This window comes from Pseudomonas sp. P4_C4 (genome assembly GCF_056402055.1).
Genome location: NZ_JBFUID010000014.1, coordinates 65,256 through 89,193 on the forward strand (window position 1 = coordinate 65,256; position 23,938 = coordinate 89,193).

At 60.2% G+C, this 23,938-nt stretch carries 17 protein-coding genes; 11 read left to right on the forward strand and 6 right to left on the reverse strand.

Annotation, left to right across the window (positions count from 1 at the left end):
- Positions 1-123: 123 nt before the first annotated feature.
- From AC1DXW_RS10090 to AC1DXW_RS10100, 3 genes are all read right to left on the reverse strand, one after another.
- Complete coding sequence (locus AC1DXW_RS10090) at positions 124-3,795, reverse strand: translocation/assembly module TamB domain-containing protein (protein WP_477759984.1); 3,672 nt, start codon at positions 3,793-3,795, stop codon at positions 124-126.
- Positions 3,792-5,519, reverse strand: a complete 1,728-nt coding sequence (locus tag AC1DXW_RS10095) for an autotransporter assembly complex protein TamA (protein ID WP_477755007.1) — start codon at positions 5,517-5,519, stop codon at positions 3,792-3,794. Before AC1DXW_RS10095 ends, AC1DXW_RS10090 begins: the two co-directional genes overlap by 4 nt.
- A gap of 65 nt (positions 5,520-5,584) precedes the next feature.
- Complete coding sequence (locus AC1DXW_RS10100; RefSeq protein WP_477755008.1) at positions 5,585-6,235, reverse strand: GNAT family N-acetyltransferase; 651 nt, start codon at positions 6,233-6,235, stop codon at positions 5,585-5,587.
- A 233-nt stretch (positions 6,236-6,468) separates the two neighbouring features.
- Between AC1DXW_RS10100 and xthA the strand changes: the two genes are divergently transcribed.
- A complete protein-coding gene (gene xthA, locus AC1DXW_RS10105; protein WP_477755009.1) occupies positions 6,469-7,281 on the forward strand; it encodes an exodeoxyribonuclease III in 813 nt (270 codons plus the stop codon).
- A 181-nt stretch (positions 7,282-7,462) separates the two neighbouring features.
- Entirely contained in the window at positions 7,463-8,803 is a 1,341-nt protein-coding gene (locus AC1DXW_RS10110) for a substrate-binding domain-containing protein (protein WP_477755010.1), read from the forward strand.
- Between the two features lie 82 nt (positions 8,804-8,885).
- On the opposite strand, the gene AC1DXW_RS10115 is transcribed toward AC1DXW_RS10110, so the two are convergent.
- A complete protein-coding gene (locus AC1DXW_RS10115; protein WP_477755011.1) occupies positions 8,886-10,115 on the reverse strand; it encodes an acyl-CoA dehydrogenase in 1,230 nt (409 codons plus the stop codon).
- A 164-nt stretch (positions 10,116-10,279) separates the two neighbouring features.
- On the opposite strand from AC1DXW_RS10115, the gene AC1DXW_RS10120 reads away from it, so the two are divergent.
- The 3 genes from AC1DXW_RS10120 (at position 10,280) to AC1DXW_RS10130 (ending at position 12,813) form a co-directional block, all read left to right on the forward strand.
- On the forward strand, positions 10,280-11,215 hold the full coding sequence (locus tag AC1DXW_RS10120) for a LysR family transcriptional regulator (protein ID WP_477755012.1): 936 nt from the start codon (positions 10,280-10,282) through the stop codon (positions 11,213-11,215).
- Between the two features lie 149 nt (positions 11,216-11,364).
- Entirely contained in the window at positions 11,365-11,766 is a 402-nt protein-coding gene (locus AC1DXW_RS10125; protein WP_223544032.1) for a MerR family transcriptional regulator, read from the forward strand.
- A 147-nt stretch (positions 11,767-11,913) separates the two neighbouring features.
- Positions 11,914-12,813, forward strand: coding sequence for a hydroxymethylglutaryl-CoA lyase (locus tag AC1DXW_RS10130; RefSeq protein ID WP_477759985.1), 900 nt, complete (start codon positions 11,914-11,916; stop codon positions 12,811-12,813).
- A gap of 682 nt (positions 12,814-13,495) precedes the next feature.
- On the opposite strand, the gene AC1DXW_RS10135 is transcribed toward AC1DXW_RS10130, so the two are convergent.
- Positions 13,496-15,193 carry an AMP-binding protein gene (locus AC1DXW_RS10135; RefSeq protein ID WP_477759986.1) on the reverse strand — a complete coding sequence of 566 codons (1,698 nt, stop codon included), beginning with the start codon at positions 15,191-15,193 and terminating at the stop codon, positions 13,496-13,498.
- 248 nt (positions 15,194-15,441) lie between these two features.
- On the opposite strand from AC1DXW_RS10135, the gene AC1DXW_RS10140 reads away from it, so the two are divergent.
- From AC1DXW_RS10140 to AC1DXW_RS10155, 4 genes are all read left to right on the forward strand, one after another.
- Complete coding sequence (locus AC1DXW_RS10140) at positions 15,442-16,605, forward strand: isovaleryl-CoA dehydrogenase (RefSeq protein WP_477755015.1); 1,164 nt, start codon at positions 15,442-15,444, stop codon at positions 16,603-16,605.
- A gap of 12 nt (positions 16,606-16,617) precedes the next feature.
- Positions 16,618-18,225 carry a carboxyl transferase domain-containing protein gene (locus tag AC1DXW_RS10145; protein WP_015094351.1) on the forward strand — a complete coding sequence of 536 codons (1,608 nt, stop codon included), beginning with the start codon at positions 16,618-16,620 and terminating at the stop codon, positions 18,223-18,225.
- Positions 18,226-18,353: 128 nt separating this feature from the next.
- Positions 18,354-19,166: a gamma-carboxygeranoyl-CoA hydratase gene (locus AC1DXW_RS10150; protein WP_108219087.1), complete on the forward strand. Its 813-nt coding sequence runs from the start codon at positions 18,354-18,356 to the stop codon at positions 19,164-19,166.
- On the forward strand, positions 19,166-21,121 hold the full coding sequence (locus tag AC1DXW_RS10155; RefSeq protein WP_477755121.1) for an acetyl/propionyl/methylcrotonyl-CoA carboxylase subunit alpha: 1,956 nt from the start codon (positions 19,166-19,168) through the stop codon (positions 21,119-21,121). Before AC1DXW_RS10150 ends, AC1DXW_RS10155 begins: the two co-directional genes overlap by 1 nt.
- Before the next feature lie 39 nt (positions 21,122-21,160).
- On the opposite strand, the gene AC1DXW_RS10160 is transcribed toward AC1DXW_RS10155, so the two are convergent.
- Positions 21,161-21,808 carry a LexA family protein gene (locus AC1DXW_RS10160; RefSeq protein ID WP_477755122.1) on the reverse strand — a complete coding sequence of 216 codons (648 nt, stop codon included), beginning with the start codon at positions 21,806-21,808 and terminating at the stop codon, positions 21,161-21,163.
- A gap of 129 nt (positions 21,809-21,937) precedes the next feature.
- On the opposite strand from AC1DXW_RS10160, the gene AC1DXW_RS10165 reads away from it, so the two are divergent.
- Both AC1DXW_RS10165 and AC1DXW_RS10170 read left to right on the forward strand, forming a co-directional pair.
- Positions 21,938-22,279 carry a DUF6124 family protein gene (locus AC1DXW_RS10165; RefSeq protein WP_477755123.1) on the forward strand — a complete coding sequence of 114 codons (342 nt, stop codon included), beginning with the start codon at positions 21,938-21,940 and terminating at the stop codon, positions 22,277-22,279.
- A gap of 484 nt (positions 22,280-22,763) precedes the next feature.
- Positions 22,764-23,915 carry a M14 family metallopeptidase gene (locus tag AC1DXW_RS10170; protein ID WP_477755124.1) on the forward strand — a complete coding sequence of 384 codons (1,152 nt, stop codon included), beginning with the start codon at positions 22,764-22,766 and terminating at the stop codon, positions 23,913-23,915.
- Positions 23,916-23,938 lie beyond the last annotated feature (23 nt).

Consider the following 23,938-nt stretch of genomic DNA (forward strand, 5'->3'; position numbering starts at 1 on the left):
GTATTTAGTTGACTAAAGGCATCGGATATAAGCAAAAAGATCGCAGCCTTCGGCAGCTCCTACAGGTGTACACAAAACCCTGTAGGAGCTGCCAAAGGCTGCGATCTTTTGATTTTGAAGGGACTAGAAATCCCGCTTGTAGAAGATGTCCAGCGAACTGGCCACGCCACCCGCGGCTTCGAGGTAGACCTTCTTGCTCAGCTTGTAGCGCAAGGCAATGGTGTTGGCCGGTTCGAACACGCCGACACCGTAGCGCAGGCTGAGCTTCTCGGAAATATTGCCGCTGGCCACCACACTGGTGGCAGTGCCGCTGCCCTGGGTGTCAAGCTGGAAGTCCTGGATGCCCAGGTTCTTGGCCAGGCCACTGGTCACTCCGGAACTGCCCATCAAGCCCAGACCGAGGGCCGCCTGGGCGAGCATGTTGTTGTCTTCGCCATTGCTGCTCAGCGGACGCCCGAGCACCAGATAGGACAAGGCCTGTTCCTGGCTCATGGCCGGTTCGGAAAAAATCTGCGTGGTCGGCTGCTCGGCGCTGCCACTCAGGCGAATGCCGGCGATGATATCGTCGGTCTTGCGAATGGCCTCGATGTCCAGGTACGGCTGATCGATGGGCCCGGCAAACAGCAAGCGTGCCCGGCGCACCGAAAGCCGCTGGCCGTAGGCGCGGTATCGGCCATCGTTTAGCCACAGCTCGCCACGGGTGTCTATGTTGTCACCGATGTGCACATGCCCCTGCACATTCGCGGTCAGGCCAAATCCTGCAAAGCTCAGCTTGTCCTCGCCGACCAGCACTTCGATGTCCATCTTCATCGCCAGCGGCGGTTTACCCTCCTCAGTTTGCTGACCGACGATCACCGTGTCATCGGAGACCTTGACCGTCGACGGCGGCAATTCGCGAATGGTGATTTCGCCCCTGGGCACCAGCACTTTGCCAGCGATGGCCAACTCGTCATCCTTCATCGAGATTTTCAGGTCCGGAGCGACCTCAAGCTTGGCGTAAGGCTCGACGGTGACTGGTAACTGCGAGCCCTTGAGCGCCAGGTCCACCACCAGCGCCTGGCCCCAGGCGATGTTGCCGTTCAGGCTGCCCTGCCCAACCTTGCCGCTGTTCCAGCCACCATTGATCGATACGTTTTCGCCGGCGATCAGCGCTTGAACGTGCAGGTTTTGCAGCTCCATCGGCAGCTCAGGTCCGGCAATCACGCCGTCGCTCAGTTGCAGACTGCCATTGACCTGTGGCGCCAACAGCCCACCGGAAATCGTGCCACTGCCATTCAGGCGCCCGGCCAGCTTTTCGACCATTGGCACAAACGGCCGCGCCACCGACAGGTCCAGCCCGCTCAAGCGGAACGAGCCACTCAACGGTTTGTTTTTCGGCAACGGATTGAGCTGCGCCTGCACCATCAGTTCACCGAGTTTGCCACCGACGAAATTGAGCTCGGTGTCGATGCGTTTGGGCGTGAGTTTGCTGGTGAGTTTCAGGGTCTGGTACGGGAAGTCCAGCCACTGGTCCTTTTCCTTGATGCGCAAGGTGCCACCGCCGGCATCGACACTGATCAGGCCGTTCGGGCCGCTGGCCGGCAGGTCCAGTTGCAGGTCGGCATTGAGCCGCCCCTGCCAGGCGAAATCCTTCGGCAACCATTGCGCGAGACTGTCGATCGGGAATTGCTTGAGGTGATAACGCAGCTTCGGCTCGGGCATCAGGCGCGAGTCTTCACCGCACAGGCTGGCCTGGCCGGATGCCCAGCAATGGGCGCCAAAATTGATTTTGCCGTCCGCCAGGCGTTCGAGTTTCGCCGGCCCTTGCAGCTTCCAGTCCTGGCCACCGGCCTGGATATCACCGCTGGCCAGGCGTCCGCGCCAATTGCCCTTGTCCAGCGCACCGTCCAGACCCAGCGCCAGTTTCAACTTCGGCCCTTGCAGATCGAGGCTCAGCTTCTGGTTTTCGATGTCGCCCTGGCCGCTGGCGGTCAGGGTTCCCAGTGAGGTGTCGCCGGCCTGGATGCCGCTGCCCTTGAGGTCGATTTTCGCCCGTTGCGCGCTGTCCAGCGTGGCGTCCAGGTTGAGGCTTTGCAGGCGATTGTCCTGGAAAGCCAATTGCGAGCCTTGCAGGTCAAGCTTGCCCTGGGGCGCCTTGAGTGTGCCGGCGACATCCACGCGGCCATTGAGCTGGCCGCGCAGTTCTGGCCAGAGCTGGGCCAGGCGCGGCAACTTGAGGTCAATCTGCCCGGCGAGTTTCTGTTGCAGGCTGCCCTTGCCAGTGATGCTGTTGTCACCGAGGCGGATTTGCAGGGCGTTGAGGTTCCACTGCTCACCACGGCCATCGGCCTTGGCCTGGATCACCGCCGGTTGACCGCGCAGTTTGCCCTTGAGGTCCAGGTCGGCATTGAGGCTGAGCATTTCGTTCTTCATCTCGCCCTGGCTGCGCAACGGCCCGGCCAGCGTACCCGGCAGCTCTGCGACCCAGTACGCGGGGTTGATCGCCGACAGGTCCAGCGCGGTGTCCCAGGCAATGCCGTCGGCGAATTGCAGGTTCAGGTGCCCTTCAGCCTTGCCCTGCCCGGCCTGGAGTTGAATCTGTTGCAGGTAGATTTTCGTCAGGTCGCCCGCGAAAGGGCTGGCCAGGGTGAAAGCGCCGGCCGGACCATCCGCCGCGGCGGCGAAATGCCCGAGGTACTTGCCGTCGGTGTAAGAAACTTCGCCGGTGAACGTGCGAAGCGCTACTTGCGGTTCGTCGATGAGCGGATAGAGCCTGTGCCACGGGAAGTCCAGCCAGTCAATCTTCGCCTCGGCGCTCAGGCCCTTGCTCCAATCCACAAGCCCTGTGAGCTTGAGGCTTTGCTTGTCGTTGGCGGTCAGGTCCAGCGCGGCGATCTGCGCACCCTTGGCGTCGACCTTGCCTTGCAGCGCCAGGGCGACTGGCCCTTGCTCGGCGGGTAGCGTGGCTTTGCCGAGCAGCGCGTAGCCGTTCATCAAGTCGCCGGAACCCGTGAGCTCAAGCTGATTGAGTTGCAGGGTGTCCGGCAGATCGGCACCGGGCTTGAAGCCATCGGCGGTGATCCGCACCTTGGCCGGCAGGTTTTCCACCAGCGGTTGCAGTTCGCCGGTCAGTTGCCCGTTGAGGTAACCGCTGCTGTCGGCTTTCAGGTTCAGAGTCTTGAGCAGGTCGCCGTCGACTTTCAGCGCCAGCGCCAAGGGCTCAGGCGTCGACAACAGGGTCAGCTTGCCTTCGGCACTGAGGGGCCAGTTACCGGAGGGTTGCAGCAGGCCGGACAGGTTCAGGCTCAGGTCATCGCGCTGCAACGCCACCGAATCGATCCTCAAACCGGCCGCCGTCCAGTGCGCCGCCAGTTGCAAGCCCTTGAGCTCCTCGCTGCCGTTGAACAACAGGCTACCGACCTTGATCTCCCCCAGTTCGAGGGCCAACGGTAACTTGAGCTCCGGGAGCGTGATCGGGCCGCTGTCTGGCTCTTCGGCACCCGGCGGGAACGTCAGGCTGACCTGATCGGCCTGCAATTGCTCGATGCACAAGGCCCTGCGGGACAGGCACAACGGCGACCAGGCAAAAATCACCTTGCTCAGCTCAACCCGGTTGTTGGCCTGTTGCCACAACACCCGGTCGGCGCTCCACTGCCCGCCCAGCCGGCCCTGGAAGTTGTCCAGGGTCAACCCCGGTACGAAGCCCAACGCCCAGCGGCTGCCCGTCGCCGTGCCCAGCACTGTGGCCAGCGTCAGGACAACCAGCATCAACAGTGCCGCTATCGCCAGCAGCGTTATTTTCAAACCACGCTTCACAGCTCAGGCCCCATGGAAAAGTGCAGTCGAATGCCGCCATCGTCGTCCAGCGCGTGGGCCAGGTCGAGGCGGATCGGCCCCACCGGCGATACCCAGCGCACGCCGATACCGACCCCGGTCTTGAGGTTCGGCAGTTCGAGTGTGTTGAAGGAGTTGCCCTGATCGACAAAGGTCGCGATCCGCCATTTTTCAGCGATGGAATACTGATATTCCGCGCTGGCGGCGACCATGTAGCGGCCACCGATGCGGTCGCCGTCGGAGTTTTCCGGGGACAGGCTCTGATAGTCGTAACCGCGCACGCTCTGATCGCCACCGGCGAAGAAGCGCAGCGATGGCGGCACCGATTTGAAGCCGTTGGTGGCACTGCCGCCGACCTGCACCCGTCCGAGGAAACGATGGTTGTCGAACACCGTGGTCAGGCCTTTGACCAGCGCCGTGCCGTAGATCAGGTTGCTGTCGGAACCCAGACCTTCCTTGGCCACTTTGGATTCGAATTGCAGCCGATAGCCGTTATGCGGGTCGATGCGGTTGTCGCTTTTCAGGTACGAATAATTCACGCCGGGCATCAGCAGGTTACTGAGCCCGGAGTCGTCGCCGAGTTGGTAATCCTCGCGTTGCCATTTGAGCGACACCACCCGCTGCCAGCCGCTGGGCAATTTGCTGTGCCATTCGGGGCCGAGGGTCAGCAACTTGCTGTGGGTGTCGGTGCCGGCAATGTCCTCATTCTGATAGCCGCCGGCAAAACGCAGCTTGTCGGTCAGTGGCGGGTCCAGTGGAATGTCGTAGAACAACCCGACGTTTTGCCGCGGCGCCGAGACTTCGGTCTCCCAGCCATAACTGTGCCCTTGGGCGTTGACCCAGTGTCGGGTCCAGTTGGCCTTGGCACGTGGGCCGACGTCGGTGGAGAAACCCAGGCCCAGGCCCATGGTCCGCGGCTTGCGGGTTTCGAGCTTGACGTCCACCGGGATCGCATCGTCCTTGGACGCCGCGGGTGCCGCGTCCACGCGCACGCCTTCGAAGTAGCCGCTCGATTGCAGGTTCTGATTGAGTTCGGCGATCAGTTCCGAGTCATACGGCGTACCGGCCTTGAACGGCACCATGCGTTGCAGTAGCTCGTCGTCGAACGGCGTATCGCCCTCGAAACTGACCTTGCCCAAGGTATAGCGCGGGCCACTTTCATAGATCAGTTCGATATCGGCGACGCCGGCACGCGGGTCGACCGACAATTTTGAACGGGTGAATCGGCCGCTGAAAAAGCCATAGCGCGAAGCCTGATTCTGGATCAGCCGCTTGGCGTCCTCGTAATGCCCATGATTGAGCACAGCGCCGGGCTTGAGCGCGTCGCTTTTAGGGATTCGAAAGGACTTGAGGGAGGCTGCCGGACCGTCGACACGCACCGTGACGTTACGCAAGTGCACCGGCTCGCCGGGGTCGACTTTCAGCACCAGGCGCGGCTTTTCGCCGCCCTTCACCTCGCTGTCGATGTGCGGCTGGTAGTAGCCCAAGGCCTGGGCGGCCTTGTGCGCCTGTTCTTCAGCGCCACGGCTGAAGCGCAGCAACGCCTGCTCGTCGCGATCGCCGAGGCTGCCGATATAGCCTTCTATATTGGCCTTCAGCTCATCATTGGACGGTTTGATCCGTACATCCAATTCACTTTGAGCCAGCGCCGTGCAGCTGGTCATCAGCATCAGCACACCGCTGGTAATTCTTCCTGGAAACTTCATAGGCGCGGATGCTATCACGAGCTTGAGAGCGTGATAGAGCCTGACATGCCCGGAAAGTTCGCCGTTCAAGCCGTTGCTGTTTGTAACACCTGGGGATTGGGGTGAAAAAACACATGCTCGCGAATCGGTCCTACGGCAACTTCACCGATTTCCTCATAGCCCTGGCGCTTATAGAACTCCAGATAGCGAGGATTCCCGGTATCGAGGATCACGCCCTGTGAGTTTTCATCCACGGCGCACCAGTTGTGCACGGCTTGCAACAGTTGCTCGCCGAAATGCTTGCCCTGGAACTGCGGATGAACCCCCAGCAATGGCAAGACATGCACCGAGTCATTCGGCACGCAGGCCTCCACGGCAGCGTGATATTCGAGGTAGCGACGGGTGCAGCGAAATCCCGTGCTGAGCAGCATCCGCAGGCGCCAGGCCCAACTTTCAGTGACGCCGAGACGACGTTGCGGCGGCGCGATCAGAGCGATGCCGATCAGGCGGTCGTTGACCAGCAGGCCGATGGCAGGCAGGTCCTGGAGAAAATGCTGGCTCACCAGTTCGCGCACGGTGGCGCGAACCCGCTGTTCGTAACCGGGGCGTTCGGCTTCAAACAAATAGCCGAAAGTCGGCTCGTGTCGATAAGCCTGGTACAGCAGCGAACGCGCTTCGCGGGCGTAGCCGCTGTCGAGCATGTGAATATCGGCGATGGCAGTCGAGGTTTCGGGCATGACGGTTGATCTCCCCGGCACAGCTCGGGTGGCTGCGCTCTTGTTGTTACGAGCTGATCGGCGCTGACACAGTTCCTTACAGATCCGAAATGAGTGTAGGCAATGAAATCGCCTTCGCGAGCAAGTCGGGACGGTCAACGCAGATCTGACAGAACACATTAAATCCCCTCACCCCACACTGGCCCGATTCCCACATGTCAGCTAGCATCGCCCTTTTGCCAGGACTGCCGACCATGAAGATCGTCTCCTTCAACATCAACGGGCTGCGCGCCCGCCCCCATCAGCTGGCGGCGCTGATCGAAAAACACCAGCCTGACGTGATCGGCTTGCAGGAAACCAAGGTCCACGACGACCAGTTTCCCCTCGATGAAGTCAGAGCACTGGGCTACCACGTGTATTTCCACGGACAAAAGGGGCATTACGGCGTCGCCCTGCTCTCGCGCCAGGAACCGCTGGCCCTGCACAAGGGTTTCGCCACCGACGAAGAAGACGCCCAACGACGCTTCATCTGGGGCACCTTCGCCGACGCCAATGGTGCGCCGGTGACCATCATGAACGGTTATTTCCCACAGGGCGAAAACCGCGACCACCCGACCAAATTCCCGGCCAAGGAACGTTTCTACAGCGACTTGCAGCAATTGCTGGAAAGCCAGTTCAAGAACGACCAGCCGCTGGTGGTGATGGGCGATGTGAACATTTCCCCGGAAGACTGCGACATCGGCATCGGCCCGGACAACATGAAGCGCTGGCTGAAAACCGGCAAATGCAGCTTCCTGCCGGAAGAGCGCGAGTGGATGGCCCGCCTGAAGAACTGGGGCCTGGTGGACAGTTTCCGGCACCTGAACCCGAAAGTGACCGACACCTTCAGCTGGTTCGACTACCGCAGCCGTGGCTTCGAAGACGAGCCCAAGCGTGGCCTGCGCATCGACCTGATCCTCGCCTCCCACGGCTTGCTGCCACGGGTGAAAGCCGCAGGGGTGGACTACGAACTGCGCGGCATGGAAAAACCTTCGGACCATGCGCCGATCTGGCTTGAATTGAGCTGATTCAGGACCAACCACAATCCCCTGTGGGAGCGAGCTTGCTCGCGATTGCGGTGTGACATTCAGCACCAATGTTGACTGACAGTCCGCCATCGCGAGCAAGCTCGCTCCTACAAGTGTCATTTTTCGGAAACCTTACTGACTTAATCTCCCGGCACCTCCTTTGGCTATGTAAGGTGCCGGCATGATGCTGCGCGTGCTGTTCCTGTTGATGCTGTGCATGGGCTTGCCGCAGGCGGCCCCGGCCGGCGACTTGCCGACACCCGAACACGGCACCGTGCTGCGCATCCAGGGTTCCAACACCATTGGCGCGGCATTGGGACCGGCGCTGGTCGAGGGCCTGATGAGTGAACAAGGCCTGCGCAGGATTCACCGCGAAGCCTCGGACACCGCCAACGAACTGCGCATTGTCGGTGAAACCGTTCAAGGCCATCGGGTCGTGGTGGAGGTGGCGGCCCATGGTTCCAGCACCGGTTTCACCGCGCTAAAAACCGCCAGTGCCGACCTTGCCGCCTCGTCGCGCCCGATCAGGGACAGCGAACTGGCCAGCCTGCAATCCCTCGGTGACCTGAAAAGTCCGAGCGCCGAACAGGTCATCGCCATCGATGGCCTGGCGATCATCCTTCATCCGGACAATCCGCTGAACCAACTCGACACCGTGCAACTGGCGCGCATTTTCAGTGGCGAGGTGAAAACCTGGGAAGACATAGGTAGCAGCGGCGGGCCGATTCATCTGTATGCACGGGATGATCAGTCCGGGACCTTCGACACTTTCAAGGTACTGGTCCTCAGTAGCCGTGGGAAAACTCTGAGCAGCACGGCAAAACGCTTCGAGTCCAGCGAGCAACTGTCCGATGCGGTCAGCGCCGACCCGCAAGGCATCGGTTTTATCGGATTGCCCTATGTGCGCCAGGCCAAAGCCGTGGCCATTGTCGACGGGCAATCGCAAGCCATGTTGCCGCTCAACAGCCTGATTGCCACGGAAGACTATCCGCTGTCCCGCCGGTTGTTCTTCTACCTGCCACCCAACGGCAAAAATCCCTGGGCCTACGCGCTAGTGGCCTTCGCTCAAAGCAGCAATGGCCAGGCCATCGTCGCGGCCAACGGTTTTATTGCACAAACCGTCCAGGCCATGGCCGTCACCCCCAATGCGTTGATGCCCGAGGGGTATCAGGCGCTGAGTCGGCATGCCCAGCGATTGTCGGTGAATTTTCGCTTCGAAGAAGGCAGTGCCAGCCTGGACAACAAGGCGCGGCAAGACCTGACGCGAGTGCTCGACTATATAAAGCAGCAAGACAAAATGTCTGGGCAAGTGACGCTGGTAGGGTTTGGCGATGCCAAGAGCGACCCGGCGCGTGCCGATCTGTTGTCGAAACTGCGGGCCATGGCGGTACGGCGGGAGTTGGTGAAGAGCGGCGTGGTGTTTCGCGAGATTCGTGGATTCGGTGCCGAAATGCCAGTGGCGGCCAATAACGCCGATGAGGGAAGGATCAGGAATCGGCGGGTTGAGGTTTGGGTGTACTGAAAAGATCGCAGCCTTCGGCAGCTCCTTCAGATGTACGCGTATCCTGTAGGAGCTGCCGAAGGCTGCGATCTTTTAACTTTTCTTAATGCCCGCTACGCATCATATCCTTCGGCACATACTTGCCGATTTCGAACTTGCCGATCGCCGCTCGGTGCACTTCGTCCGGGCCGTCGGCCAGGCGCAGGGTACGCTGCATCGCGTACATGTAGGCCAGCGGGAAATCGTTGGAAACCCCTGCCCCGCCATGAATCTGGATCGCCCGGTCGATCACTCGCAACGCAACGTTTGGCGCGACAACCTTGATCTGCGCGATCTCGCTACGGGCCACTTTGTTGCCGACGGTGTCCATCATGTACGCCGCTTTCAACGTCAGCAGGCGTGCCATGTCGATTTCCATCCGCGAGTCGGCGATCTTGTCGACGTTACCGCCCAGCCGCGCCAGGGGTTTGCCGAATGCGGTGCGGCTCACCGAGCGCTTGCACATCAGTTCCAGTGCGCGCTCGGCCATGCCGATCGAACGCATGCAGTGGTGAATCCGGCCCGGGCCAAGGCGACCTTGAGCAATTTCGAAGCCGCGTCCTTCGCCCAACAGGACGTTTTCGTACGGCACCCGGACGTTTTCGAAATGCACTTCGGCGTGACCATGAGGTGCATCGTCGTAACCGAACACCGGCAGCGGGCGCACGATCTTCACGCCGGGAGCATCCACCGGCACCAGGATCATCGAGTGCTGGGCGTGGCGTGGCGCGTCAGGATTGCTCAGCCCCATGAAAATCAGGATTTTGCAGCGCGGGTCGCAAGCACCCGAGGTCCACCATTTCTTGCCGTTGATCACCCACTCTTCGCCATCGCGCACCGCACGGGCAGCCATGTTGGTGGCGTCGGAGGATGCGACATCCGGTTCGGTCATGGCGAAGGCCGAGCGGATCTCGCCGCGCAGCAATGGTTCGAGCCAGCGTTGTTTCTGCTCTTCGTTGGCGTAACGCACCAGCACTTCCATGTTGCCGGTGTCCGGTGCCGAGCAGTTGAACGGCTCTGGCCCCAGCAGCGAGCGGCCCATGATTTCCGCCAGCGGCGCGTATTCGAGGTTGGTCAGGCCGGCACCCAGTTCGGACTCAGGCAGAAACAAATTCCACAGGCCTTCGGCCTTGGCCTTGAGTTTGAGTTCTTCCATGATCGCGGTCGGCTGCCAGCGATCGCCTTCGGCGACCTGGCGCTCGAACACGGCTTCGGCGGGATAAACGTAGGTGTCCATGAACGCAGTCACGCGCTCGCGCAGTTCCTGAACCTTGGGCGAATAAGCGAAATCCATGAGCAAGATACCTTCTTGGGGGAGGTTGTTTAGGTCATGTATCGATGCTAGAACAGCGTTGATAATTTACCTAGCCTATTCTCGGCGTGTATAAACATTCATCACCGATATATGATCGACTGATCCTCAAGGTCAGTCCGCCCACACAATAAGAGAGCCGCGTAATGAATCTGAGCAAGGTCGATCTCAACCTTTTCATCGTCTTCGACGCGATCTATACCGAAGCCAACCTGACCCGCGCCGGGCAAATCGTCGGCATCACCCAACCGGCGGTGTCGAACGCGCTGGCGCGTCTGCGCGAGACCTTCAACGACCCGCTATTCGTGCGCACCGCCCAGGGCATGGTGCCCACGCCGATGGCGCAGAACATCATCGGCCCGGTGCGCAACGCCCTCTCGCTACTGCGCGTATCGGTGCAGGAAAGCCGCATTTTCAACCCGCAGCAAGCGGTCAAGACCTACCGCATCAGCATGACCGACCTCACCGAAGCGGTGATCCTGCCGCCGCTGTTCCAGCGCCTGCGCCGCCTGGCGCCGACGGTGATCATCGAAAGCTTCCTGTCCAAACGCCGTGAAACCACCAAGGAGCTGGCGGCCGGTCGGCTCGACTTCGCGGTCGATGCTCCGCTCAACACCGACCCGCAGGTGCGCCACGTCAAATTGATGGAAGACCGCTACGTGTGTGCCATGCGCAAGGGGCATCCGCTGGCGGGCAAGGAGAAACTCACCCTGGATGATTACCTGGGCCTGACCCACATCCATATTTCCAGCCGCCGCAGCGGCCTCGGCTATGTCGACCTGGCGTTGGGCAAGATGGGCATCCAGCGCAAGATCGCCCTGCGCTCCCAGCATTACCTGATGGCTTCGCAAGTGCTGCAACAGACGGACATGGTCATGACCGTGCCGGAACGCTTCGCCCGGCGTAACGACCTGCACGCCTTTTATCTGCCGGTCAACGATGTGCCGCCAGTGGAAACCCACCTTTACTGGCACGAAAGCACCGACCAGGACCCGGCGAACCGCTGGATGCGCGAACAGATGATCGAGTTGTGCCAGCAGGTGACGGCGCAGGAGAGAAAACTGGATAAACAACCGGTTTGAGAAAAATCAAAAGATCGCAGCCTGCGGCAGCTCCTACAGGGTGAAAACAAATCCCGGGTAGGAGCTGCCGCAGGCTGCGATCTTTTCTCCCTTGACGTAAACGTCAACCTGCCATTAGCTTAGCGCCATGACCTTTTGCGAGCGCTTCCATGAGCAGCCAGACCTACAGCATTTCCGATCTCGCCCGCGAGCTCGACATCACCACCCGGGCCATTCGCTTTTATGAAGAGCAAGGCCTGCTCAGCCCTGAGCGTCGTGGCCAGGAACGTATTTACTCACCCCGCGACAAGGTCAGCCTGAAGTTGATCCTGCGGGGCAAGCGCATCGGTTTCTCGCTGGCTGAATGCCGCGAACTGATCGAGCTCTACGACCCGTCCAGCGGTAACACCAAGCAGTTGCACAGCATGCTGGCGAAAATCAGCGAGCGCCGTGAGCAGCTTGAACAGCAGTTGCTGGACATCGAACAGATGAAACTGGAACTCGATACCGCCGAAGAGCGCTGTGTGCAGGCTTTGGAGCAGACGCTCAAAAACCAGGAGTCAGTTCAATAAATCCACACTATCCACTGTGGGAGCGAGCTTGCTCGCGATAGCGGAGTGTCAGTCACCAAACATGTTGAATGTGATGCCCTTATCGCGAGCAAGCTCGCTCCCACAGGGTTCTCAGCGCATTCAGACAATCAGCACAGGTCGAACCCCATGTCCCTCCCCACCCACGTACGCCTTGTCGAAGTCGGCCCACGCGACGGCCTGCAAAACGAAGCCCGGCCCATCAGTGTTACCGACAAGGTACAACTGGTCGATGCACTGACCGCAGCCGGACTTGGCTATATAGAAGTCGGCAGTTTTGTGTCGCCCAAGTGGGTACCGCAGATGGCCGGCTCCGCCGAAGTCTTCGCGCAGATCCAGCGCAAACCGGGTGTGGTCTACGGCGCACTCACTCCCAACTTGCGCGGTTTCGAAGATGCCCTCGCCGCCGGGGTCAAGGAAGTGGCCGTGTTCGCGGCGGCTTCAGAGGCGTTTTCCCAACGCAACATCAATTGCTCGATCAGCGAAAGCCTGGAGCGTTTCGCGCCGATCATGGACGCCGCCAGACAACACGGAATTACCGTGCGCGGGTATGTGTCCTGTGTGCTGGGCTGCCCCTATGAAGGTAACGTCGCCCCGGAGCAAGTCGCCGTGGTCGCACGTGAACTGTATGCCATGGGCTGCTATGAGGTCTCGCTGGGGGACACCATCGGCACCGGCACCGCTGGCGCAACCCGCAAGATGTTTGAAGTGGTAGCAAAGGATGTGCCCCGGGAAAAACTCGCCGGGCACTTCCACGACACCTACGGTCAGGCCGTGGCCAACATCTATGCCAGCCTGCTGGAAGGCATCTCGGTGTTCGACAGCTCCATCGCCGGTCTGGGCGGCTGCCCCTATGCCAAGGGCGCCAGCGGTAACGTCGCGACCGAAGACGTGGTTTACCTGCTCAACGGCCTGGGCATCGACACCGGAATCGACCTCGACGCCTTGATGGTTGCCGGTCAACAGATTTGTACCGTACTGGGTCGCCCTACCGGTTSCCGCGTGGCCAAGGCTCGCAGCGCACAGTGAGTGTGCTGAGTGTGTCCGGGTGTTACCGCTGTGTCTGAAACGTGGGCGCAAGCGAGTAACACGGAAACAAAATGTGGGGTTTTGCCTGAAGCGCAAAACCTCACAATTCTCCAAATCGTTGATTTTAAAGGCTTTTAAAAAGTTGGCATGGCTCCTGCTATCTCTATGGCACAACAAGAATAAAAAAATTGCGGCAAACCTAATAAAAACAAGACGTAACGACTCTGACATAACAAAAACAACACGGCAGAGACGCAGCTAACAGATTTTTTTGGAGAAGATGTGCTTTTCAGGGTGCTTTTCGGAGTTACCCGCAACCAGACAGAGAATAATAAAACTACCTTCAGGTAGCTCCCGTACTGGTTGGATCGCTCAGCGAAAAAGTAGATCAGCGCTCAAAAAAATACGTTTGCTCTTGATCCCGGATGGGGATCGCCAAAAACAGCGGTAAAGGGCAACGGTTGCCAAAAACAACAACAGGCCGACCCTCAATAATAAAAAAAGAGCACGCGCAACGAAATTAAAGGGGAGCTTCGGCTCCCCTTTGTGCTGTCTGCGATTCTGAAAACTGTGCAAGACACTGTGGGAGCGAGCTTGCTCGCGATTGCGGTGGTTCAGTCGACAGATCTTCTGAATGTACTTCCGCTATCGCGAGCAAGCTCGCTCCCACAGGGGATTGTGGTCAGCCCTGGTTCCCGCGCAACTCCTCGATACTGATCTCGCGCATCCGGAATTTCTGGATCTTGCCAGTCACGGTCATCGGAAACTCCTCGACGAACTTGAAGTAGCGCGGCGTCTTGAAGTGCGCGATGCGCTCCTTGCACCAGGCTTGCAGTTCTTGCTCGGTGGCGCTGTGGCCGGGGTGGAACTTGATCCAGGCGACGATCTCTTCGCCGTAGCGCGAGCAAGGAATACCGATCACCTGAACATCCGCAACGGCCGGATGAGTGAAGAAAAATTCTTCCAGCTCCCGCGGGTAAACATTCTCACCACCGCGGATGATCATGTCCTTGTTGCGCCCGGCAATGCACACGTAACCCTCGTCGTTCATGCTCGCCAGGTCACCGGTGTGCATCCACCCCGCCTGATCGATGGCTTCCGCCGTGCCTTCGGGGTTGTTCCAATAGCCGAGCATCACGCTGTAACCGCGGGTGCACAGCTCACCGATGGTGCCACGGGGCACCAGGTTGCCCGCTTCGTCGATGATCTTGCTTTCGAGTTGTGGCTGAGTGCGGCCGACGGTGGTCACGCGCAGCTCCAGGTCATCTGAAGGACCGGTCTGCAATGACACCGGACTGGTTTCCGTCATGCCGTAGGCAATCTGCACTTCGCTCATGTGCATTTCGCTGATGACCCGGCGCATCACTTCGATAGGACAGGTTGCACCCGCCATGATCCCGGTGCGCAAGCTCGACAGGTCGAACCTGGCACGCTGAGGCTGATCGAGCATGGCGATGAACATGGTCGGCACGCCGTACAGCGCCGTGGCTTTTTCGTCGGCCACGGTACTGAGGGTCAGCAATGGATCGAACGCGTCGTTCGGGTAAATCATCGTGCTGCCATGGGTGATGCAACCGAGGTTGCCCATGACCATGCCGAAGCAGTGATACAGCGGCACCGGGATCACCAGCCGATCGGCCGCCGTCAGGCCCAGGCTTTCACCGACCATGTAGCCGTTGTTGAGAATGTTGTAGTGACTGAGGGTCGCGCCCTTGGGGAAACCGGTGGTGCCGGAGGTGTACTGGATATTCACCGGTTGATCGAAATGCAGGCTGTCCTGGCGCTCATGCAGTTGCTCGACCGTCACGCTGCCCGCCAGACCGGCCAATTGCGACCACGGCAGGAAACCGCTCGGCGGCTGCGCATCCAGGCTGATGACGCCACGCAACTCCGGCAACCGCTCACTCTGCAACTTGCCGATGGACTGCCCGGCCAGCTCCGGCACCAGGCCTTGCAGCATCGCGTGATAGTTCGAGGTCTTGAAGGCCCCGGCACACACCAGCCATTGGCAACCGGATTGCTTGAGTACGTATTCGAGTTCGGAACTGCGATACGCAGGATTGATATTGACCAGGATCACGCCGATTTTCGCCGTGGCAATCTGGCTGATGCACCATTGCGCACAGTTCGGCGCCCAGATGCCGAGGCGGTCACCCGTCTGCAGCCCCAACGCCAGCAACGCTCTGGCGTGCAGGTCCGCGACCTCGGCCAATTGCCGCCAGCTCAAACGCAGCTGTTGATGGCGCACCACCAGCGCCTCCCCGTCCGGGTATTGCGCGACGGTGTTATCGAACGCCTGGCCGATGGTCATCGCCAGCAAGGCTTTGTCCTGTGAACCACGGGTGTAACTGCGTTGCGGGCTTGCACTGGGTTGATCCATGACGACCCCTATTGTCTTTATTTTGTAGGAGCGAGCTTGCTTGCGAAGAACGTCAGGGCGCCGCGTTTATCCAGACAACACGCGTTATCGTTGACGTCCTTCGCGAGCAAGCTCGCTCCTACAGAATCACCCAAGTTGACGTTAACGTAAAGGGTGATTGACAGCCACTCGTCACAGGCTTACGTTAACGTAAAGGTGAGAACCCATTGACAGTCTCACCAACCGACAAAAAAGCCAAAAGGTGACCCATGAGCTATCCATCCCTGAACTTTGCCCTCGGTGAAACCATCGACATGCTGCGCGATCAGGTCCAGTCCTTCGTCGCCAAGGAGATCGCCCCGCGCGCCGCTCAGATCGACATCGACAACCTGTTCCCCGCCGACCTGTGGCGCAAGTTCGGCGACATGGGCCTGCTGGGCATTACCGTGCCGGAAGAGTACGGCGGTGCCGGCCTGGGTTACCTGGCCCACGTGGTGGCCATGGAAGAAATCAGCCGTGGCTCGGCCTCGGTGGCGTTGTCCTACGGCGCCCACTCCAACCTCTGCGTCAACCAGATCAACCGCAACGGCAACCACGAACAGAAAGCCAAATACCTGCCCAAGCTGATCAGCGGCGAGCACATCGGCGCGCTGGCCATGAGCGAGCCGAACGCCGGTTCCGACGTGGTGTCGATGAAACTGCGCGCCGACAAGCGCGGCGATCACTACGTGCTCAACGGCAGCAAGACCTGGATCACCAACGGTCCGGACGCCAACACTTACGTGATCTACGCCAAGACCGACCTGGAAAAGGGCCCCCACGGCATCACCGCCTTCATCGTCGAGCGCGACTGGAAGGGCTTCAGCCGCAGCAACAAGTTCGACAAGCTCGGCATGCGCGGTTCGAACACCTGCGAACTGTTTTTCGATGACGTCGAAGTGCCTGAAGAAAACATCCTCGGCGTACTCAACGGCGGCGTGAAGGTACTGATGAGCGGCCTCGACTATGAGCGCGTCGTGCTCTCCGGCGGCCCGACCGGGATCATGCAGGCGTGCATGGACCTGATCGTGCCGTACATCCACGACCGCAAGCAGTTCGGCCAAAGCATCGGCGAATTCCAGCTGATCCAGGGCAAGGTCGCTGACATGTACACCCAACTCAACGCCAGCCGCGCCTATCTGTACGCCGTGGCCCAGGCCTGCGAGCGCGGCGAAACCACGCGCAAGGACGCCGCCGGGGTAATCCTGTACAGCGCCGAACGCGCCACACAAATGGCCCTCGACGCGATCCAGATTCTCGGTGGCAACGGCTACATCAACGAATTCCCGGCCGGTCGTCTGCTGCGTGATGCCAAGCTGTACGAAATCGGTGCCGGCACCAGTGAGATCCGACGCATGCTGATCGGTCGCGAACTGTTCAACGAAACCCGCTAAACGGAGCTGCCCATGGCTACCCTGCATACCCAGCTCAACCCCCGTTCAGCGGAGTTCGCCACCAACAGCGCGGCGATGCTCAAACAGGTCGACGCGTTGCACACCCTGCTCGCCCAAGTGGCGCAAGGTGGTGGCCCGAAGGCGCAAGAACGCCACACCTCGCGGGGCAAACTGCTGCCCCGTGAGCGCATCAACCGCTTGCTCGATCCGGGTTCGCCGTTCCTCGAAATCAGCCAACTGGCGGCGTACGAGGTGTATGGCGAAGACGTCCCCGCCGCTGGCGTGATTGCCGGGATCGGCCGTGTGGAGGGCGTCGAATGCATGATCGTCGCCAACGATGCCACCGTGAAAGGCGGCTCGTACTACCCGCTGACGGTGAAAAAACACCTGCGCGCGCAAACCATCGCTCAGCAAAATCGCCTGCCGTGTATCTACCTGGTGGATTCGGGCGGTGCCAACCTGCCGCGCCAGGATGAAGTGTTCCCGGACCGCGAGCACTTCGGGCGGATCTTCTTCAATCAGGCCAACATGAGCGCCATGGGCATTCCGCAGATTGCCGTGGTCATGGGGTCCTGCACCGCTGGTGGCGCCTATGTACCGGCGATGGCCGACGAAGCGATCATGGTCCGCGAACAAGCGACGATCTTCCTCGCCGGCCCGCCGCTGGTGAAAGCCGCGACCGGTGAAGTGGTCAGTGCCGAGGACCTTGGCGGGGCCGATGTGCACTGCAAGATTTCCGGGGTGGCCGACCATTACGCCGAGAGCGATGAGCACGCACTCGCGCTGGCCCGACGCAGCGTCGCCAACCTCAACTGGCGCAAGCAAGGTGAGGTTCAGCAACGCACTCCGATCGCCCCGCTCTACAGCAGTGACGAGTTGTACGGCGTGGTCCCGGCCGACGCCAAGCAACCGTTTGACGTGCGCGAAGTGATTGCGCGGCTGGTGGATGGTTCGGTGTTCGACGAGTTCAAGGCGCTGTTCGGGACCACGCTGGTCTGCGGTTTTGCCTACCTGCACGGTTACCCGATCGCGATCCTCGCCAACAACGGCATTCTCTTCGCTGAAGCGGCGCAGAAAGGCGCGCACTTCATCGAACTGGCGTGCCAGCGCGGCATCCCGCTGCTGTTCCTGCAAAACATCACCGGTTTCATGGTCGGCCAGAAGTACGAAGCTGGCGGCATCGCCAAGCACGGCGCGAAACTGGTGACGGCGGTGGCTTGCGCCAAGGTGCCGAAATTCACGGTGATCATCGGCGGCAGCTTCGGTGCCGGTAACTACGGCATGTGCGGTCGCGCCTACGATCCGCGCTTTTTGTGGATGTGGCCGAATGCGCGTATTGGCGTGATGGGCGCCGAACAGGCGGCCGGCGTGCTGGTGCAGGTCAAGCGCGAGCAGGCCGAACGCAGCGGCCATGGTTTCAGCGCCGAGCAGGAAGCCGAGATCAAGCAACCGATCCTCGACCAGTACGAAGAACAGGGTCACCCCTACTATTCCAGCGCACGCCTGTGGGACGACGGTGTCATCGACCCGGCCCAGACCCGCGACGTACTGGCCCTGGCCTTGTCCGCGTCGTTGAACGCGCCAATCGAACCGAGCCGCTTCGGCGTGTTCCGGATGTGATTTTTTTGTAGGAGCGAGCTCGCTCGCGATGGACGTTAACGATAACGCGTGTTTTCTGAATAAACGCGCCGCCCTGTAAACCATCGCGAGCAGGCTCGCTCCTACAAGGACCGTGGAGACGGACGAATATGAGCGACTTCAACACCCTCGAACTGCTGAGCGATCCTCGGGGTTTTGCCACCCTGTGGCTCAGCCGTGAAGAAAAGAACAACGCCTTCAACGCCGAAATGATCCGTGAACTGATCCTCGCCCTCGACAAAGTCGCGAGCGATGCCAGCCTGCGATTTCTGATCGTGCGCGGTCGCGGCAAGCATTTCAGCGCCGGCGCCGACCTGGCCTGGATGCAGCAATCGGCCGAACTCGATTACGCCACCAACCTCGATGACGCCCGGGAACTGGCAGAGTTGATGTACAACCTGGCCAAGCTGAAAGTCCCGACCCTGGCGGTGGTGCAAGGCGCAGCCTTTGGTGGCGCACTGGGCCTGATCAGTTGCTGCGACATGGCCATCGGTGCCGATGACGCGCAGTTCTGCCTCTCGGAAGTACGCATCGGCCTGGCACCGGCGGTGATCAGCCCGTTCGTGGTGCAAGCCATTGGCGAACGCGCTACCCGTCGCTATGCCTTGACCGCTGAGCGTTTCGGCGGGCAACGGGCTCGGGAAATCGGTTTGTTGTCGGAGAGTTATGCAAGTGCCGAGCTGGAACAGAAAGTCGAACAGTGGATCGACAATCTGCTGCTCAACAGCCCGGCGGCCATGCGCGCCAGCAAGGATCTGCTGCGCGAAGTCGGCGACGGCTCACTGACCCCGGCATTGCGTCGCTACACCGAAAACGCCATCGCCCGCATTCGCGTCAGCCCTGAAGGCCAGGAAGGCTTGCGTGCCTTCCTGCAAAAACGTCCGCCGAGCTGGCAAGCCGAATCCACCAAGGAGCCCCGCTGATGAGCGCACCTGTCCTCACCACCCTGCTGGTGGCCAACCGTGGCGAAATCGCTTGCCGGGTGATGCGCACCGCCAAGGCCCTGGGCCTGACCACCGTGGCCGTACACAGCGCCACCGACCGTGACGCCCGGCACAGCCGCGAAGCCGATATTCGCGTCGACCTGGGTGGCAGCAAAGCCGCCGACAGCTATCTGCAGATCGACAAACTGATTGCCGCCGCCAAGGCCAGCGGCGCCCAGGCGATTCACCCCGGCTACGGCTTCTTGTCGGAGAACGCCGGTTTCGCCCGCGCCATCGAAAACGCCGGCCTGATCTTCCTCGGCCCGCCCGCCTCGGCCATCGACGCCATGGGCAGCAAGTCCGCGGCCAAAGCCTTGATGGAAACCGCTGGCGTGCCGCTGGTGCCCGGTTATCACGGCGAAGCCCAGGACCTGGAAACCTTCCGCGCCGCCTGCGAACGCATCGGCTACCCGGTGCTGCTCAAGGCCACCGCGGGTGGCGGCGGCAAAGGCATGAAAGTGGTCGAGGACGTCAGCCAACTGGCCGAAGCCCTGGCCTCAGCCCAGCGCGAAGCACAATCGTCGTTCGGCGACTCGCGGATGCTGGTGGAGAAGTACCTGCTTAAACCACGTCACGTGGAAATCCAGGTGTTCGCCGACCAGCACGGCAACTGCCTGTACCTCAACGAACGCGACTGCTCGATTCAGCGCCGTCACCAGAAAGTCGTCGAAGAAGCGCCGGCACCTGGCCTGAGCCCGGAGCTGCGACGCGCCATGGGCGAAGCCGCTGTGCGTTCAGCGCAGGCCATCGGTTATGTCGGTGCCGGCACCGTCGAGTTTTTGCTGGATGCGCGGGGCGAGTTCTTCTTCATGGAAATGAACACCCGCCTGCAAGTGGAACACCCGGTCACCGAAGCCATCACCGGCCTCGACCTGGTGGCCTGGCAGATTCGCGTGGCACGCGGCGAAGCGTTGCCGATGACGCAAGACCAGGTGCCGCTGGCAGGGCACGCGATCGAGGTGCGGCTGTATGCCGAAGATCCGGGCAATGACTTCCTGCCGGCGACCGGTCGCCTGGAGCTGTATCGCGAATCCGCCCAAGGACCGGGGCGTCGAGTGGACAGCGGTGTTGAAGAAGGCGACGAGATCTCACCGTTCTACGACCCGATGCTCGGCAAGCTGATTGCCTGGGGCGAGGACCGTGAACAGGCGCGGTTGCGTCTGCTGAGCATGCTCGACGAATTCGCCATCGGCGGACTGAAGACCAACATCAATTTCCTGCGGCGCATCATCGGCCACCCGGCATTTGCCGCTGCCGAACTCGATACCGGCTTCATTCCGCGCTATCAGGAACAATTGCTGCCGACGCCTGCGCAACTCAGCGATGAGTTCTGGCAAGCCGCCGCCCAGGCGTTTGCCCAGAGCCAGCCACCTGCCACCCGCGCCGATGACCCGAGTTCGCCGTGGGCGGCGCGTAATGGCCTGCGTGCCGGATTGCCGAGAGCAATCACCCTGCACCTGAGTTGTGAAGGCCAGGACCGGGCGCTGACGCTGGGCGACATCAATGCCCACAGCGCTCGGCTCAAGGGCGAGCAGCTGCTGACCGAGCAGGCTGGAGTGCGCCGTCAACACCGCGCAATACGCCGTGGCGAACAGGTGTATTTGCAATGGGATGGCGAGTTGCGCCGCATCGAGGCTTACGATCCGATCAGCGCCGTCGAGGCCAGCCATAGCCATCATGGCGGGCTGACCGCACCGATGAACGGCAGCATCGTGCGCGTACTGGTGGACGCCGGGCAATCGGTCGAAGCCGGGGCGCAATTGGTGGTACTGGAAGCGATGAAGATGGAGCACAGCATTCGCGCGCCCCATGCCGGGGTGATCAAGGCGCTGTATTGTCAGGAAGGCGAGATGGTCAGCGAAGGCAGTGCACTGGTTGAACTGGAAGAAGCGTGAAATGAAGATCGGTCCTGCGCATCGCGAGGACCGATCTGATCAGAACCTGGCTGTTGCCTGAACCACTACGCCGATGATTCGACAATCTTCGGCGTACAAGGCTTTCGGATACGTCGGATTGAGCGGTACCAGATAACGCTGCCCGCCCTCCTCGATGAGCTTGCGGAACGTGGCTTCGGCGCTGCCCGGCCACTGGGCAATGACCAGTTTGCCAGGCTCGGCGTCCACCGCCGGGTCCACCAGGATCAGCATGCCTTCCGCAATACTGATGCCAGTGGGTGCGGTCATCGCATCACCTGACACTCTCAACCAGAATGCCGGTCCCTGCGCGTGATAATCGGACAATTCAAAGTGCCCTTTCCCATACACCGCGACCTCGCCATCGCGCACTTCGACAGGTTCGCGCCAGTCACTGACCGGGTAGCGGAAGTACGGATTGTACTTCTGTGTCAAAGGGATTTCGTCGTCCGTTGACGCCTGCGGTTCCCGGATTACCAGCGCCACTTCGAGAAACTCAAGACCCAGCGCCTGCAGGACACGGTTCATGTCTTCGATGCCGGGTTCACGACGTTTGTTGAGCCAGTGGCCAATGCCGCCCTGGGACATCCCGAGGCGCTCGGCGAGTATCTCTTGAGTGATTTTGAGTTCACTCATCTTGGCCTTGACCAATTCAATCCATTTATCCATGTGCGGCACGATACGTGGGCAACTCCGGCCATCAAAACACATATTGTAGTATTTAAATTATCGTCACAAATACATTACGTATTAGGATCGATTCACGGATCTGAATCTAACACGGAGCTTGCCATCGCCATGAACCCACCCACCAATGACCTGTCGGACATGCAAATCGACACCACCCTCACCTCGCCCCAGGGCTCAGCGGCGGCACAACGCGCGCTGGACTATTACTTGAAACCAGCTATTTCAGAGGAAGTGACCGAACCGCGCTTTTTTGATGTGAACCGCAACATCAGCGGCGAAGAGGCGCTGGTCCATGCTTTGGACCTGTTGCGCTGTGCTGCCGCCACCGCGTACGAATCAGCCAATCACCTGCAAGGCGCAAACCGCGACCTGGCATTTTCGACGGTGCACATGATCGACATGGCCAAGGCGATGGTCGATCGATCGCTGGAGAAGTATGAAAACGGTTGAGGTGAAAAGGCGATTAGAGAGGACAGGAAAGAATTTTCCTATCGCGCAGGTAAAAACGTTTGACTTGCAAACGAGAATGATTATTATTGCATCAGCTGATCGCGAGATCAGTCGATGGACCAGGTGACCTTAGGTCGGTCTCCTGGACTATCTCCTCATCAGGCTAATCACGGTTTTTGACCCGGCTTTTTGCCGGGTCTTTTTTTGCCAGTTTTCTGGCTTTTGGCTTCAGGCTAATGAAGTCTTTGGGTGCCGCAAATTCGATGGCGCGGATGATATCAAAAGAATGCCAGATGGCAAGAGAGGCCCGGAATCATGGGTTCAAACCAGTGACAGATAGCACTTGAGAATCAATCGCACAGCCTCTAAGCTGCGACAGCGTCAAGGAGGACGCCCCCACCCCTGCACCCCGCAATTTCCCTCGGTTTCACCCCACTCTTGCGTGTAAAGTAGCCGCCATAAAAATCATATTCAGGACCCGATTATGAGCGTCGCTAAATCCTCTTTCGACATCAGTGCCAATTTCGACAGCGGCAACATCCAAGTCATCGACATCAGCGACCCGCTCAAACCGCTTCTGGCCATTCGCCCGGACACCCGCAGTCCGCATTTCCAGTGGTTCCACTTCAAGGCCAGCGGCCTGCATGTTGGCCAGGAGCACTGGTTTCGCCTGAACAATGCCAGCCAATCCTCCTATAACAAAGCCTGGACCGGTTATCAGGCGGTGGCGTCCTACGATCACGTCAACTGGTTCCGCGTACCGACCATTTTCGAAGGCGACTGCCTGCGTTTCAGCCTTGAAGCCGAGCAAACCCACGCCTGGTTCGCCTACTTCGAACCCTACAGCCGTGGTCGCCACGACTGGCTGATCGAGCAGGCACTGACCAAGGCCGGCACCGAACTGTTGGCCACCGGCAAAAGTGTCGAAGGTCGCGACATTCAGTTGTTGCGCAAAGGCACCGGGGCCGAAGGCCGACGCAAGATATGGATGATTGCCCAGCAACATCCGGGCGAGCACATGGCCGAGTGGTTCATGGAAGGCGTGATCGAACGCCTGGAAAAACACGACGACCCTGTGCTGAATAAACTGCTGGCCAGCGCCGACCTGTACCTGGTGCCAAACATGAACCCGGACGGTGCTTTCCACGGCCACCTGCGCACCAACGCCATGGGCCAGGACCTCAACCGCGCCTGGCAGAGCGCCAGCCAGGAAATCAGCCCGGAAGTCCTGTTCGTTCAGCAGCAGATGGAAAAGTAYGGCGTCGACATGTTCCTCGACGCCCATGGTGACGAGGAAATCCCTCACGTATTCACCGCCGGTTGCGAAGGCAACCCCGGTTACACGCCGCGAATCGAAAAGCTCGAGGAGCACTTCCGCAGTCATCTGAAGCACACCACCAAAGACTTCCAGACCAAGTACGGCTACACCCGCGACGAACCGGGCCGGGCCAACATGACGCTGGCCTGTAACAGCGTCGGGCAGAAGTACGACTGCCTGTCGTTGACCCTGGAAATGCCGTTCAAGGATCACGACGACCACCCGAACGCGGAAACCGGTTGGTCGGGCAAACGTTCGAAGCAATTGGGCAAGGATGTGCTGACCACCGTGGCCGAGATGGTCGATAGCCTGCGTTAATTGCCCTTCAAGATCAAAAGATC

Bases quoted from the DNA above. Each gene is read 5' to 3' on its own strand.
- AC1DXW_RS10095 (WP_477755007.1), bottom strand. From the start codon at position 5,519: ATGAAGTTTCCAGGAAGAATTACCAGCGGTGTGCTGATGCTGATGACC.
- AC1DXW_RS10100 (WP_477755008.1), bottom strand. From the start codon at position 6,235: ATGCCCGAAACCTCGACTGCCATCGCCGATATTCACATGCTCGACAGC.
- xthA (WP_477755009.1), top strand. From the start codon at position 6,469: ATGAAGATCGTCTCCTTCAACATCAACGGGCTGCGCGCCCGCCCCCAT.
- AC1DXW_RS10110 (WP_477755010.1), top strand. From the start codon at position 7,463: ATGATGCTGCGCGTGCTGTTCCTGTTGATGCTGTGCATGGGCTTGCCG.
- AC1DXW_RS10115 (WP_477755011.1), bottom strand. From the start codon at position 10,115: ATGGATTTCGCTTATTCGCCCAAGGTTCAGGAACTGCGCGAGCGCGTG.
- AC1DXW_RS10120 (WP_477755012.1), top strand. From the start codon at position 10,280: ATGAATCTGAGCAAGGTCGATCTCAACCTTTTCATCGTCTTCGACGCG.
- AC1DXW_RS10125 (WP_223544032.1), top strand. From the start codon at position 11,365: ATGAGCAGCCAGACCTACAGCATTTCCGATCTCGCCCGCGAGCTCGAC.
- AC1DXW_RS10135 (WP_477759986.1), bottom strand. From the start codon at position 15,193: ATGGATCAACCCAGTGCAAGCCCGCAACGCAGTTACACCCGTGGTTCA.
- AC1DXW_RS10140 (WP_477755015.1), top strand. From the start codon at position 15,442: ATGAGCTATCCATCCCTGAACTTTGCCCTCGGTGAAACCATCGACATG.
- AC1DXW_RS10145 (WP_015094351.1), top strand. From the start codon at position 16,618: ATGGCTACCCTGCATACCCAGCTCAACCCCCGTTCAGCGGAGTTCGCC.
- AC1DXW_RS10150 (WP_108219087.1), top strand. From the start codon at position 18,354: ATGAGCGACTTCAACACCCTCGAACTGCTGAGCGATCCTCGGGGTTTT.
- AC1DXW_RS10155 (WP_477755121.1), top strand. From the start codon at position 19,166: ATGAGCGCACCTGTCCTCACCACCCTGCTGGTGGCCAACCGTGGCGAA.
- AC1DXW_RS10160 (WP_477755122.1), bottom strand. From the start codon at position 21,808: ATGGATAAATGGATTGAATTGGTCAAGGCCAAGATGAGTGAACTCAAA.
- AC1DXW_RS10165 (WP_477755123.1), top strand. From the start codon at position 21,938: ATGAACCCACCCACCAATGACCTGTCGGACATGCAAATCGACACCACC.